At 42.1% G+C, this 13094-nt stretch carries 10 protein-coding genes; 1 reads left to right on the top strand and 9 read right to left on the bottom strand.

Annotated features, from left to right (window positions below):
• The 9 genes from KIH41_RS01435 to KIH41_RS01395 form a co-directional block, all read right to left on the bottom strand.
• Positions 1-1023, bottom strand: coding sequence for a DUF354 domain-containing protein (locus tag KIH41_RS01435; RefSeq protein ID WP_214161253.1), 1023 nt, complete (start codon positions 1021-1023; stop codon positions 1-3).
• A gap of 40 nt (positions 1024-1063) precedes the next feature.
• Positions 1064-1993 carry a glycosyltransferase family 4 protein gene (locus tag KIH41_RS01430; RefSeq protein ID WP_213945125.1) on the bottom strand — a complete coding sequence of 310 codons (930 nt, stop codon included), beginning with the start codon at positions 1991-1993 and terminating at the stop codon, positions 1064-1066.
• Between the two features lie 4 nt (positions 1994-1997).
• Complete coding sequence (locus KIH41_RS01425) at positions 1998-3179, bottom strand: glycosyltransferase family 4 protein (RefSeq protein WP_246538884.1); 1182 nt, start codon at positions 3177-3179, stop codon at positions 1998-2000.
• On the bottom strand, positions 3176-3970 hold the full coding sequence (locus tag KIH41_RS01420; protein ID WP_213945126.1) for a hypothetical protein: 795 nt from the start codon (positions 3968-3970) through the stop codon (positions 3176-3178). The genes KIH41_RS01425 and KIH41_RS01420 overlap by 4 nt, the downstream gene beginning before the upstream one ends.
• 12 nt (positions 3971-3982) lie before the next feature.
• The gene (locus KIH41_RS01415) at positions 3983-5155 is read right to left on the bottom strand and encodes a glycosyltransferase family 4 protein (RefSeq protein ID WP_214161252.1); all 1173 of its coding nucleotides are present in this window, start codon (positions 5153-5155) and stop codon (positions 3983-3985) included.
• Positions 5156-5280: 125 nt separating this feature from the next.
• On the bottom strand, positions 5281-6519 hold the full coding sequence (locus KIH41_RS01410) for an O-antigen ligase family protein (protein ID WP_214161251.1): 1239 nt from the start codon (positions 6517-6519) through the stop codon (positions 5281-5283).
• A gap of 93 nt (positions 6520-6612) precedes the next feature.
• Complete coding sequence (locus KIH41_RS01405; protein ID WP_213945129.1) at positions 6613-8199, bottom strand: lipopolysaccharide biosynthesis protein; 1587 nt, start codon at positions 8197-8199, stop codon at positions 6613-6615.
• 148 nt (positions 8200-8347) lie between these two features.
• The gene (locus tag KIH41_RS01400) at positions 8348-10738 is read right to left on the bottom strand and encodes a GumC family protein (protein WP_214161250.1); all 2391 of its coding nucleotides are present in this window, start codon (positions 10736-10738) and stop codon (positions 8348-8350) included.
• Positions 10739-10772: 34 nt separating this feature from the next.
• The gene (locus KIH41_RS01395) at positions 10773-11510 is read right to left on the bottom strand and encodes a polysaccharide biosynthesis/export family protein (protein ID WP_213945131.1); all 738 of its coding nucleotides are present in this window, start codon (positions 11508-11510) and stop codon (positions 10773-10775) included.
• A 547-nt stretch (positions 11511-12057) separates the two neighbouring features.
• Between KIH41_RS01395 and hemH the strand changes: the two genes are divergently transcribed.
• A complete protein-coding gene (gene hemH, locus KIH41_RS01390) occupies positions 12058-13092 on the top strand; it encodes a ferrochelatase (RefSeq protein WP_214161249.1) in 1035 nt (344 codons plus the stop codon).
• The last annotated feature ends 2 nt before the right edge of the window (positions 13093-13094 follow it).

The raw sequence follows: 13094 nt of genomic DNA, 5'->3' as shown, positions 1-13094 counted from the left end.
TCAATTGTTTTTATAATTGTTTATTTGGTTTTTCATAAATACATTCATATCATCCCAATCTACCAAGAGCTTACCACGCACTTGCTCCTGCTTGTTTTCATCAAACTTCTCGGCAATGGTCTCATTAATAAAAGGGATCGCTTCATCTTTAGGAAGATGTTGCAAAAGCCCCAAGCCCATAAGAAGCTCATTGGCTTTCATTTTTCTAATTCCGCAATACACACTTGGCACGCCCAGCATGGCTCCTTCACGGGCCATGCTGTCTCCTGAGGAAATCACAAGCTTGCTATAATAAATTAGGGAGTGGATATCTCCCACCGGTTCTTCCAAAATTGTCCAGTGCTTCGGGAATTTATCCGCAATGGTTTTATCCTCCAAGGATAGCAAAACCTTTGCCTTAGGGTCCATTTTTGGAGAAAATTTGCAAACAATCGCATCATCCTGGTCATAGTAGTTGAAGGATTTGTTGCTCACTTCCCTCACAAAAACATATTCATTAGGCTTCAAGCCATATTTTTCCAGTATAGACGGATCCGGCTTAAACCTGTTAGGGCTCAAATAACTCCATTCCTTAAGACAGTTAAAGATGCTTGTCTTCTTGTCTTTTTCCACAATTGGAGGGAAAAACAGCTGCTTGGAAAGCTTGGCGTTTATGGTATTGATTTTCCCCCGCTCTGGATCATCATAAAACTGGATCACCGGCACACCGCTCAGCCTTCCGGCCAAGGCTAGTGGAATACTGCTGGCTGCTATGCAGATGTCATATTTGTTTTTTCTGATCATATTCAGAAAGGTGAAGGTTCGCTTCACATTTCCATCCCACATGATGGACCATTTGGTACCTTTACTACTTCCCACCGGCACGGTGTGAAAGCCCTGGTATTCCCGCTGAATGATTTTTGGGAGCTTCCCTCTTTCCAAATAACAAATGGTCACTTCCCAACCCTCCTTTTCCAGGTCTCTTGAAAGACCTTTGAACAGATTCAATTGGGCAGGGTGTTTTATGTCGATTAATATTTTCATCGTCTGGATAATAGTTAAAAATCAAAGCCAATGGGCCCTGTTATACGCTTTGATAAATGGCAAAAATCTTTTGGGCAATTACTTTATTGTCGTATTCGGCAAGAAGCGGCTGGCGGTTCATAATCCTATGGGGTTCTTGAGCCATCTGCTCCAGTACCTCACAATAGGCTTCTACCGTTTTATCCACTATATGGCAGTTATCTACCTCATTACAGATCAATTTCACCTCGCCCACGTCATTAGATAGCACGGGAAGTGAGTTCAATATTGATTCTTTGATGATTTGGGGACTTCCTTCCATGATGCTGCACATGAGCATCACGTCAGCGGCTTGCATCAGCTGGGTAAGCTGAGCACGGTTATAGCCTTTCAACTCCAGAAAATGCACATTTTTGGAAGTTTTCTTTCTAAATTCCTCTACGACTTTTTTGGCAAAATCTGGGTCTTTTTCAAGTCTTTCAAAACTATTGCTAAACAGGATGACAAAGTCGTTTTTGCCCCAACCTTTCTCTTTCCGCACCAGGTCCCTATAGTTGGTATCGATATCAATATCCACACCACATGGGATTACTTGGTAATCTTTCTTAAAAAATTGCTCCATCCTATTGGATACCAATATATTGTAACTCGAGAATTTGGAAGCAAACAGGGACACTATCCGCTCGTTTGACTTGTTGATATCACTTCCGTGATAGGTGATCACCATTTTCTTATTGTGCATCCTGAAGATCTTGCCCAATACCACCGGTAAGGCTGATAGGCCGTAGTGGACATGTACAAGATCTACAGGATGGTTTTTAAGATAGGCTGCAATTCTACGGGCTGCTTTAAAATACCCTTTCAGGCCGCCCTCAGAGATTAAAAAATGGTCGATCTCTATCTCAAAATTCTCCGTCAACACTTCCGCCTGCTCCCTCACAAAAGCATGCGGACTCCCCGTCTTCGACCTACTCACAAATAAAACTTTCATTTTTCTAAAAATTGTTACTGTACACTTCTTGAAAAGTCTCTACTTCATAACCAGTGGCGGAAAGTGCCTGCATATAGGCTTTTTCAAAAGACTCTCCCATCTTTTCCAAGGAGAATACATTTTCAATGATCTCTCTCCCCTTCTGGCCAAATCCTTCACGCTTCTCTTGGTTGTCAATCAGCTCCAATACCATAGCGGCCAGTTCATCATCAGATTCCTCGTCCACTAAGAATCCACTGACTTTATCCCTCAGGATTTCGGAAGTACCACCTGCATTGTTGGCTATTACCGGTTTTGCAAGGCTCATATATTCCATGATACTGTTGGATATACCTTCTCCATGCACTTCCTTGTTGGAAAACAAAATCCCAATGTCACAGGCATTCACCAAGGCCTCCACCTCGTCAATCACTCCGGAGAACACAATTCTCGGGCGCGATTCGGTAAGATCCACAAGCTCTTTATATTTCTCATCTCCGTCGCAATAACCGCCTATCCCGATGAATGTTACGTCATTTCGGAGAGCTGTTACCTTCTCGGCCACACGTACAAACCTGTCATAGTCTTTGTTAGGGGAAATGGAAGCTACCATGGCCACCGCATATGGAGTTTTAATTCCATATTTGGACCTCATCTCTTCAGATGTGGGCAAGTTTTTAAACCTGTTGAGATTGATCCCATTGTATATCACTTTTGATTTTTCCAATGGTGGGCTAAAGGCATTCAAGCCCGCTTTAGAATTGGAAATGATCAATTTTGAATATTTGAAATTGGCATTATCAATCAATTTAGAAAATGAACTTCTCATCGCCTGAGGAGGAGCAGCCGTGATCTGGCTGTTTACCAACGGAATATTCAACATCTTCACAGCTGGCAATGAATAAAAGGACTGTACCGCCCCCCAGCTATGGATTAGGTTTGGCTTAAAGCTCTTGCAGACTTTGTAAAATTTATAAAAGATGGTAGGATCATATTTCGAAAGTGATTTTTCCAATACCGTGCATTTTACGCCCAGTTTATGGAAGTCCGGAAAATGGATCACGTCTTCGGTCAATACGACCATCATCTTATAATTACCTTTCTTTTTCAGATAGGTAAGCAACTCAATGAGTCTTCTTTCTTTTCCCCCTGCCCGTAAGCTGCCTAGGAAAAAAATAATTCGGGTGGTTTTCTTTTCAAACATCATATTCGAAAATTTTCGCTAAATAGGGTGATTTCATTTGGTTTAGTTGTGCTGAACTCAGACGCAAGCCATCTTTGGAAAGCTCGGTGTGGTGGCAAATTGTAGGTTCTGGATAGTTTAATTACCCAGTCGGGGTGAACTCCTTTAATTATGAAGGGAACATTTTTTATGCCAAGAATTTCAGCCATTCTTATTCTGTGGTTCCCTCCTGTTCCAAGACATAGTTTCCCATCCCTTGTCACGTGTAGCCTAATCTCCTCCACACTGGACTTACCCAGCTCATTCTGGGTAAGATAGCCGTTGAGTTTCATTGAGCGGTAAGCCTTGATCAGGTCCAAGAAGTATTGATCGGCCTTTTCCACCGTGTCGCACCCTTGGGGCGGATTAGGCAGCCCTTGTTGGATATGGTCAATTATGGATAGATACTGAGGGGTTTTTCTAAAATCCTCTCCGTATATAAATATTTGTCGGACTGTCTCATGCAGGTCCCATTTTTTTGCTTTCTTAGGTATTTCGATAAATATGCTCGGAAGATCAAATGTCATGGTGCGGTCCCATTCGCCACCCATACACACCCTTCCTTCAGGTGGGTAATAGATACTTCCATGCAAGGTGATCTGGCTTATCGCCCCCCAGTACACCGTAGGCAAACTTGGGTTTGGCATATATTCCACCAATTCCTCCACCGGTCTTCCCAGGTATAAGCGGGCGTAATATTGGACAGCATGGGGCAGTCTTTTCAACCACCACTTGGCATCCACTAAATATCGTCTATTTGAAAAAATCTCTTTCATAATTAAAAATCGTTACGACAGTACAACTTCATCTACTTGCGCTCTGGAGGACTCAGCCTCCAAAGTCTCCTTTCCCTCCAACAGTCTCATCAGATTGGCCGCCACAAGTTTATAGTTGTGATTCTTGGCAACATAATCCAATACCCTTGACACCATCTGCTCGTATGCAGGCTTATCTACCTTTACAAGTTTTGTGCTCAAATCCTCTGAAGACCGATAAACTATTCCCAAATTATTTCCGGAAATAAGGAAATCTGGATTCACATGCTCACTTGTCAAGATAGGAGTCCCCATCATCATGGCTTCCAAGAAGGTATTGCTAAACCCTTCATAGCGAGAAGTATTGAGCAGATATTTTGCATTTGCAAAAAACGCCAATACTTGTCTTCTTTCTAGAAAACCAACAAACTCAACATTAGGCAATTTTTCAAGCTTGCCGAGATATTCATAAGTCTCCTCGTCTTCTTTAGAGGACAAGGTGCCCGCAATCTTGAATTTTTCCTTGGGCAAGGCGGACGCTATTTGATATAGCAGCTTCAGGTTTTTCTGATACTGAAATAAGCCTGCCCATGCGATATAGTCTTTTTCAGCCCCCTTTATTATTTTTTCCGGTTCATGGACATAAATAGGGTTGCTGATTTTCTTGATATTTTTCTTTGGAAAGTATTTTTTGATTGCCGCAAGCTGATAATCATTTTGAACCAAAATGATATCTGCCATCTCAATCCCTTTCATTAAGAAATAGCGATCAAATTTGGTGTAATTCTTTAAAATCCGGTCATCCAAAAAAGAGTCGTTGGAAATCCTAAGCACATATTTAGTCCCCAGCGACCGGCATATTTTGCCCAAAAAATAGGAACCCCAGTTGGGTATACTTTCATATACATAATCAGGGTTGATTTTTTTGATCTTGCGATAAGTATCGGGATATCTGTGGGTGACCCATCTGAGCCATTTTACTCCCTTGGAATAATCAAATGAAGGAATGATTTCCAAATCGGAAAATTCCGATTTAATATCCATCTTTTCTTCTTCATCCAGGTCCGTAATCAGCGATACTTGGTGCCCATTGGCCAACAGGCCATGAATCCAACCATAGGTCTGCACCGCTGCCCCTCCCGAGGGAAGTTCATCCGTGAAAAGGATGTTAGCTAATTTGTGATCATGAAATAGGACCTTTGCCATATTATTTAAAAATTTGAATATTCCCTTAACACTAAAGAATAAAACTTAATATATTGTTATTGGAGTAAATAAGATAATTCCAATAATTTATTATACCAGTTATTCAATAATCGTACCCAATTTTATTAAAGGGAGTATTCTGCTTGATGAACTTTATCAACTTCTTCTTTTTCAGAAGGTTGTTCATCTTTTTTCTCCTCATCTGGCATAGCTAGAGGATAGCTAAGTAGGGCAAAAATCATCCAATGGGAGCTTATGGTAGCATATCTACCCGTGACGGTATAGAAGATAAAGGAGCCCAAACAAAACAGGAAAATATAATTATCCCACTTTGTATTGAGATTTCTGAATGAAGTCACAAACGCTGAGGTAACTAATAAGACATATAAGATCAGCCCCGGAATACCGCTGGCATGGGTAAGGTTAGTCACATCACTGTGGAGCGACCTTTCACCAAAGGCACCCTTGCCGTAGTTGTGGGCACTGTTAAACAGCTCGTATCCCGTCCAAGGGCTGTAATCATAGTAGACAAACATATCCCTATAGATCATTTCGTATTCTGCAAATCTATGCTCCCCTTTCAATTCTCTTTCGTCAAGCTTCCTGGCTTCATATCTCTCTATAAACATGTCCATGAAAGAAGTATTCAGGATAACCACAAAGCCCACAAAGCCAGCCACGAAAATGATCATGAAAAAGGATTTGATGTTTTCTGAATCCAATTTGAGCATCAATCCCATTCCGAGACCAAGCATAGTCAAGATCATCACAGACCGTCTCATGGTAAGCATGATAAAGGCCACTGAGAAGATCAATAACACTACATACGTCAGATTGTATTTCTTCAACACCCTCAACAATACCACGAATGTGGCAGTAGAAAGTACGTTGAAATCTGTAGCATAAAGCTTACCGTATAAAATCCCGCTTTTGATCCCGTACATTTCTGTTGGGGAATAATTAAAAGCGGTGGAGAACATCACATTCAGAAGAAATAGACCTAAAATGAATGCTCCGGACAAGCTTAGCTCTTTGAGCATTTCCTCCTTGGTATACTTGGAGAAAATGCTCATGGCTAATGGTATGGCTACAAATAGTAAGGTAACGTTTAGGAAAACTGATCGGATCGGTTCAATATCCCTTACATACATGAGTAGGAAGGAAAACCATATTACGATCAAAAACGACCAGATATTCCGGTGAAAGAACAAGACGTTCTTGTCTATCACGGTGAGCATCAGAAGTAATACCAGTACAGCATGAATCGAAGCCGGCACCGTGTTTTCTATAAATGACTGCGCAAAGAAAACGACAGGCAGGAACAGCAGGGCTTTCTCTTTCTTATAAAGAAAAAGATAAACCATAAAGCAGAAAATAAATCCCTCAATTAATAAAAAAAACGCCTGCATATCTCTTCACTCAAATTAATTAATGCTCAATAATTTAACCCGGACTTATCAATCATCCTTCTTAAAGAATTTGATTTTCAAAAATAGGTCCATAATTTCCTTTCTCTCTGCCGATTGCAAACCAACAACCCAATAAACTGCCCCCGCCACTAGGGTCACTATACCTCCATAAAGGAAAAGTGTAAACCAGTTGCCTGCGGAAATGTAGTCATTGAAGTAGATAGCGGCACCAAATAGAAGCGCAGCACCTATCATTTGTTGGAAAAGTCTGCTCTGGAAGAAAGGCGAAGTGTCCTTCATATTTCTTCTCAAAATAATTGGATAACCTATTGATAGAATCATTCTACCTAATAGAATACTCATACACAATCCGGCTACTCCATAAGGTGGAATTAGCAACAAGGCAATCCCGAGTGTCACTAGAGACGAGGCCAGTGTAAAATAAACCTTCTGTTGAAGCTTCAGGGTCACGTTGATAATGGAACCGTCCGTTTCGAAGAACATCCCTTGCACACCTATAAGTACAATCAATAAGTTGGAAATATCACCCGCGTAAAACTCCTCTCCCGTCCACAAGGCCAGGAAGGATTGGTTCAACACCAAAACCGCAGATCCAAGCGAAACAATCAAAAGCCAAATCAGGGAGAAAATCAGCCTTCTGGCCTTCATTACTTTTTCATATTCCTGCTTTCCATAAAGCCCTCCGATACCGGGGATAATCCCGTTGATCACTGAACCCACGGCGCTTTCAACGGCAGCTGCAGCAAAGATGGTGAGGGTATAATTTGATACCAATAATGGCCCAGCTAGGTATCCTAGCAAGATCTTATCACTGGCATTCATGATCATGCCGGCACCATTCAAGGCCATAAACCAGCCACTCAATTTCCCGTAGCTTTTGATTTTGGGCCAGTTAGTACGGGCAAAACCATACCACCAAACTGCTTTCTTAACAATGATGTAAAAGGTGATACCAGTTACCAAGGCAATCACAACCTGAACAGCTGCAAGCCCAACAATCCCGTAACCCATATAGATCACGGCAACTTTGAGAATCCCGGCCAAGACAATAATCGCAGCCCTGACCCCCATCCGTTTATAACCCAGATTCATCCCCCTGAGTATGCATTCATAAAGATCAAAGATCTTATAAATGACCATGGAGAAAATCATCATGGAGGTAGTCAGACGGATCATGGTATAATACTGCTCATCCACTTTTGTGATGTGCGGGGCATACCAGGAGATTATGGCTCCGACAATTAACACCACGGGGAGAATAAATCCCGTTACCACTAGTGCTGTAGTAGCTTCTCTTTGCAATTCTTGGGCTGACGCCACATCTCTTCTGTTGGCAATCGTCCACTTCAATACTTGGGTGGCTCGGGTGTCAGCCATATCGGCAAAACCTGTCATCTGCATCAGCATCTGCCAGATACCGTAAAAATTTCCTCCGAGACCGCTAACGATGATTGGGCTTACTATGAATCCGGTAATCTGTTTGCCGGCAAAGTCAATAATACTAGTGAGAGAGTTTAAATAAGCTCTTTGTTTGAGATTCTCTTTCCCCTTCTTCTTTTTCTGATCTTTGTTTCCATCCCTCTCCTCGACAATCTCTTCATCAACTGTACTCATATTACGCTGTTAGTTATAAACAAAATTTACATAGAGCTTCGCCGAACCAATCCCACTGGGACTTGCTACCGACATAACGAAAAGTTAAAAACAGGACAAAAGCCTAGCTTTTGTCCTGGGGCATCAAGGGCCCTAATTAATAGAGTAATCAGATGGCAGCGTTTTTCCTCATCCCGCCAAAGACTCTTTTAAATAATCCTGGCTTCTCAGGCTCGGCATAGTAGCCATAACCGTATCCGCCGTATTGCATTTCTTTTTCTGAGATGCCATTGAATATCGCATAGAAGTTTTTGATGTTCTTTCTGGATTTCAATGCATTGGCATGCTCGATAAATACTTTCTGACTGTAGTTATATCTGAATACGTAGAATGTCAGATCAACCAATTTCAAAAGCTCCAAAGTTTCACTTGCAAGTCCAATTGGAGGAGTATCCAAGATTACTACATCGTATTTGGTCTTCAGGTCATTCACCATATCCGAGAATCTGTCATCTGAAATCAATTCTGAAGGATTCGGAGGAATAGGCCCTGAAGTCAAGATATCAAGATTTTTGAACTTGGTAGGCTGAATCACATCTTCAACCTTGTTAACCTGCTCACTCAAATAAGTAGAAAGGCCTTTCTTGTTGGTCAAACCAAAGTCAGCAAAGATTTTTGGCTTTCTCAAGTCACAACCGACCAAGATGGTCTTTTTGCCACTCAAGCTGTAAACAGATGCCAAGTTCATCGCACAGAAGGTTTTACCTTCCCCAGAGATACTTGAGGTCAACATGATAGTCATCTGCTTATCCTTGCTGAAAGCGTAGGTAATGTTGGACCTCAGCGATCTGAAGGCCTCAGTAACTGGCTCCCTGTTTTCTTTCAATACGACCAGGTTGGTGTTTCTTTTATTGTTACCAATTCTGGCCATGACCGGAAGATGCAATTGCTTCTCAAGCTCACGAATATCATTGATCTTATTGTTGAAGAAATCTTTGATCGTGATGATGGCAATTGGGAACAAAAGACCTAGCAATACACCCACCATGTAGTTTTGCATTGGCTTAGGGGCAATGGCGATGTTGTTCGGCACTGCTTTTTCAATGATCTTACTGGAAGCAGTATTGGAAGCTTTAGAAATTGCGGCTTCCGCTCTTCTTTGCAACAAGAAGTTGTATATCCCTTCATTTAGGGCAAACTCTCTTCTCATTTTAAGCAAGTTCTGCTCAGTTTCAGGAAGTCTGGAGAAACTACCCTCGATTTTGGCAATTCTGGCCTCCAAGTCTCTGATTAACATCTCAGCATTACTATCCACATTTCTTAATACTTCCTTCAAGCTGGCGTTAAGGTCACGGATTTTTCTGGTAACCTCTCTTACAGCAGGAGAAGCCTCTGTTTGAGTAGCCAAAAGTCGGCTCTTTTCAGTTTGTAGCGTGATAAGATTTTCTATCAGACTATTCAAGATCGGATCTTCAATACCGGCACCTGATGGCACCACTATTTCATTATACTCTTCTCGTACAAGATAACTCTCCAATCTTTTATAGTAATCTCTTTTGAATTTTTCTCTTGCGGCACTTTGCTCCAATTCAGACAGCTGGCCAAACAATGCACCACCCTCTTGGGTCATATCATAAGTTCTATTGGCACTTCTATATTGTCCCATTTGGCTTTCCACTCTGGAAAGTGAATCGGCTACGCCTGAAATCTGGCTATCGATAAATGCCACTGTGTTTCCGGCCATACGGTTTTTCTGCTCAAGCTCTTGATCCAAGAATTTCTCCATCAGCTTGTTCAGGTAATCTTTACCTTTCTGAGGATGGTTGGTAATCAAAGCAATATCCACCACAGAGGCCATTTCATCTACTTGGGTCACTTGTAAATCCTCTCCGGTGAAGCGGCCCACTAGACTGCCAATGTCTTTGAACTTGACTATCATTTCACCTTCCGATTCGGAGCCTACTTTATCAACTTTAAATCTGCTGTAAGGCAACTCTACCCACTGTCCAAAAGTAAAAGTGTTGGTTTTAAGGATTGGCGTTTCCATGATTTCGCTATCCTCTTCATCGGGAATCACATATTTGTATTCCTCATCCAAAAACTCGATGGTAAACTCTTTGTCATTCACCCAGCTCACAAGGATCTCTCCTCCCGTCACTTGAGGTTTTGACCAATCCACCTCGGCTATGATGGGTGTTCTTTTATAAACCTCTTTGTTTACAAATGAACCTCTTTCATAGTACTCCACATCAAAATCCAGACTCCTAAGCGTTTCGTAAGCCAAAGGTCTTGATCGGAGCACAAAGGTTTCGTTGATAACGTTCGGCCCCATGTTTCTGCCTGCAGCGGCGCCCATACCCGTAAGGTCTAGCACCATATTGCTTCGCTGCTCGTCCAAAATCATGAACTTGGCGTCCACCTTATAGAGAGGCTCGGTCATTTTGGTTTTAAAATGGGCCAATACTACTGCGATCATTACACTGACCACCAAAAAGGGCCAATAGCGCAGGTACTTGACAACTAAGCCTTTTAAATTGATATTTTCACTTTTAGTTTCCATGGCGTGGTATTCTGATTCTCAAAAATTCAACTCTTTAATTTATCGCACTCATCACTAGCAGAACTGCCGATAGCGTGGAAATGGCCAATGAGAAGGTCTCAATAAAGGTAAACCCTGTACCGAGTTCCCTGGCTTTCAATGGCTCTGCATATAACATATCATTGGGTCGTAGGAAGTAAAATTCCGATGACAATAGATCACTGTTGGTCAGGTTGATCTTATAGGTCTTTGACCCCTCTGGGTACTGTCTCACCAAGTTAATCTGCTCTCTTTTGGCAAGAGGAGTAAGATCACCCGCATTGGCAATCGCCTCAAAGATGGTCACCCTATTTTGAAGGATGGTAAACTTCCCTGGTCGGGCAAACTCCCCTAAAGCAGCGTATCGGATACCACCCAATCGGACTCTCACAAAGTAATCATCCTCGGCAACGTAGCGCTTTACTTGTTCTTCAACCAATTCCTTGGCCTGTTTGGTAGTCAAACCCACCAATTGAAGCTCTCCGATTAGTGGGATTTCAATCATCCCGTTTTCATCAATAGTGAAACCATTCAGGAAGAAGATATCTCCACCTTCCATCATGCCGCCACCGCCGCCCATCATTCTCCAGTCGGTTCCTGCAGCCTGCGCCAAGAAAATCTGGTTCAGTTCAGGGCTGGTTGTCCTGATGGAAACATCTACTACATCGTTGATCTGCAAATAATACTCTTCAACTTGATACTCGGCTAACTGGCCCGCGATAGCGACCTGGGCGTTATCCGGCAAATCTTGCATATAAACTATCCGCTTATTGGATATACAGCTGGAAATAAAAAGGAGTAGGAAAAAACCTAAAACAATACTTTTTGTTGTTTGCATCTGTCAATTAACTATTAAATAAAAACCTTTAATCTCTGTTTATTTTCCCGATTTGTCAGGAGTCTCTAAAAGTGTGCAAATCCAATAATGTACCAATTTCAATAAATTTTATGAAATAAAAAATGTAATTCATCATTTATTTACACTTCTGATTATCAAATTTAATCACTGGAATTACCTTCCCTTTCGGGGACCTTAAAGCACTACTTAAATCCTGGGAAAAATCTTTTGAGGCCAATAAACCTTTAAACCGTTTAACACTTCTCCAACTCCCGTACCAAAATTAATAATTCGTGGAAATTTTATCCTTTTTCTAAAACAAAACCTTCCAACTTTACCTCAAGACGGTTAATTCTGTACTGAATCTTTTTTAAGGCCCTTCCTCAAAAAATTGGGTATCTTAACATAAGCCCGTATTTTTGGTTCTGTTTATCAACCAATCAGAATTACAGGGTTATTTCTTATGAATAAAAACAAAGCTAAAATCGGGGTATTGCTCGTAAACTTGGGCACTCCCGATAGCACCGCTACCGGCGACGTACGCAAATACCTCAGAGAATTTTTAATGGACCCCAGGGTAATCGACATCAACCCGATAGGCCGTTGGTTTTTGGTAAACTTAATCATTGCCCCATTTAGGGCTCCCAAGTCCGCTCATGAATACCGCAAGGTATGGACCGATCGCGGCTCCCCGCTACTTTACCATACCCAGGATGTAAAAGCCAAACTTGAGGCCAAACTTCCTTCTGAAGATTATCACGTTGAATTTGCCATGAGATATCAGTCTCCCAGCATCGAAGCTGGACTCAACAGGCTCAACAAAGCTAATGTCCGCAAGATCATTGTTGTATCTCTCTTTCCCCAATACGCCTCCGCCACCAATGGCTCAGTCGTTGACAAGGTGATGGAGATTGCCAGAACTTGGCAAGTGATTCCAAATATCACCTTCGTAAACAACTTTGTCGAGCACCCCAAGTTTGTGGAAGCATGGGAGAGCGTGAGCAGGCCGTACACCGATAAGCAAGAATTTGACCAATATATATTTTCTTATCATGGATTGCCCGAAAGGCAAATCAAAAAAGCCTCTTGCGATGGCTATTGCCAGCTGAGCGAAAAGTGCTGTGCCACCTATACTAAAAAAAATCAATTCTGCTATCGGGCCCAATGCTTCCTCACCACTCGCCTAATTGCGAACAGACTGGGACTGCCTGAGGAAAAGGTGAAAACCTGTTTCCAATCCAGACTCGGCAATGACCCCTGGATCCAGCCTTACACCGAAGACGTAATAAAGGAATCTGCCGCAGCCGGAAACAAAAAGGTACTGGCATTTTCCCCAGCCTTTGTTGCCGACTGCCTGGAAACCACTGTAGAGGTGGGCGAAGAATACAAGGAAATATTCATGGAAGCAGGCGGTGAACACTGGGAGCTTGTCCCCTCTCTCAATAGTACCGATAAATGGGTGGAATGCCTGGAAGATCTGGTCTTCCAAAATAGTTAAAA

The organism is Litoribacter ruber (assembly GCF_018500185.1).
GTDB classification, from domain to species: Bacteria; Bacteroidota; Bacteroidia; order Cytophagales; family Cyclobacteriaceae; genus Litoribacter; species Litoribacter ruber.
This window is presented reverse-complemented; position numbering and strand designations above follow the sequence as displayed.

Bases quoted from the DNA above. Each gene is read 5' to 3' on its own strand.
- KIH41_RS01435 (WP_214161253.1), bottom strand. From the start codon at position 1,023: ATGAAAATATTAATCGACATAAAACACCCTGCCCAATTGAATCTGTTC.
- KIH41_RS01430 (WP_213945125.1), bottom strand. From the start codon at position 1,993: ATGAAAGTTTTATTTGTGAGTAGGTCGAAGACGGGGAGTCCGCATGCT.
- KIH41_RS01425 (WP_246538884.1), bottom strand. From the start codon at position 3,179: ATGATGTTTGAAAAGAAAACCACCCGAATTATTTTTTTCCTAGGCAGC.
- KIH41_RS01420 (WP_213945126.1), bottom strand. From the start codon at position 3,970: ATGAAAGAGATTTTTTCAAATAGACGATATTTAGTGGATGCCAAGTGG.
- KIH41_RS01415 (WP_214161252.1), bottom strand. From the start codon at position 5,155: ATGGCAAAGGTCCTATTTCATGATCACAAATTAGCTAACATCCTTTTC.
- KIH41_RS01410 (WP_214161251.1), bottom strand. From the start codon at position 6,519: ATGGTTTATCTTTTTCTTTATAAGAAAGAGAAAGCCCTGCTGTTCCTG.
- KIH41_RS01405 (WP_213945129.1), bottom strand. From the start codon at position 8,199: ATGAGTACAGTTGATGAAGAGATTGTCGAGGAGAGGGATGGAAACAAA.
- KIH41_RS01400 (WP_214161250.1), bottom strand. From the start codon at position 10,738: ATGGAAACTAAAAGTGAAAATATCAATTTAAAAGGCTTAGTTGTCAAG.
- KIH41_RS01395 (WP_213945131.1), bottom strand. From the start codon at position 11,510: ATGCAAGATTTGCCGGATAACGCCCAGGTCGCTATCGCGGGCCAGTTA.
- hemH (WP_214161249.1), top strand. From the start codon at position 12,058: ATGAATAAAAACAAAGCTAAAATCGGGGTATTGCTCGTAAACTTGGGC.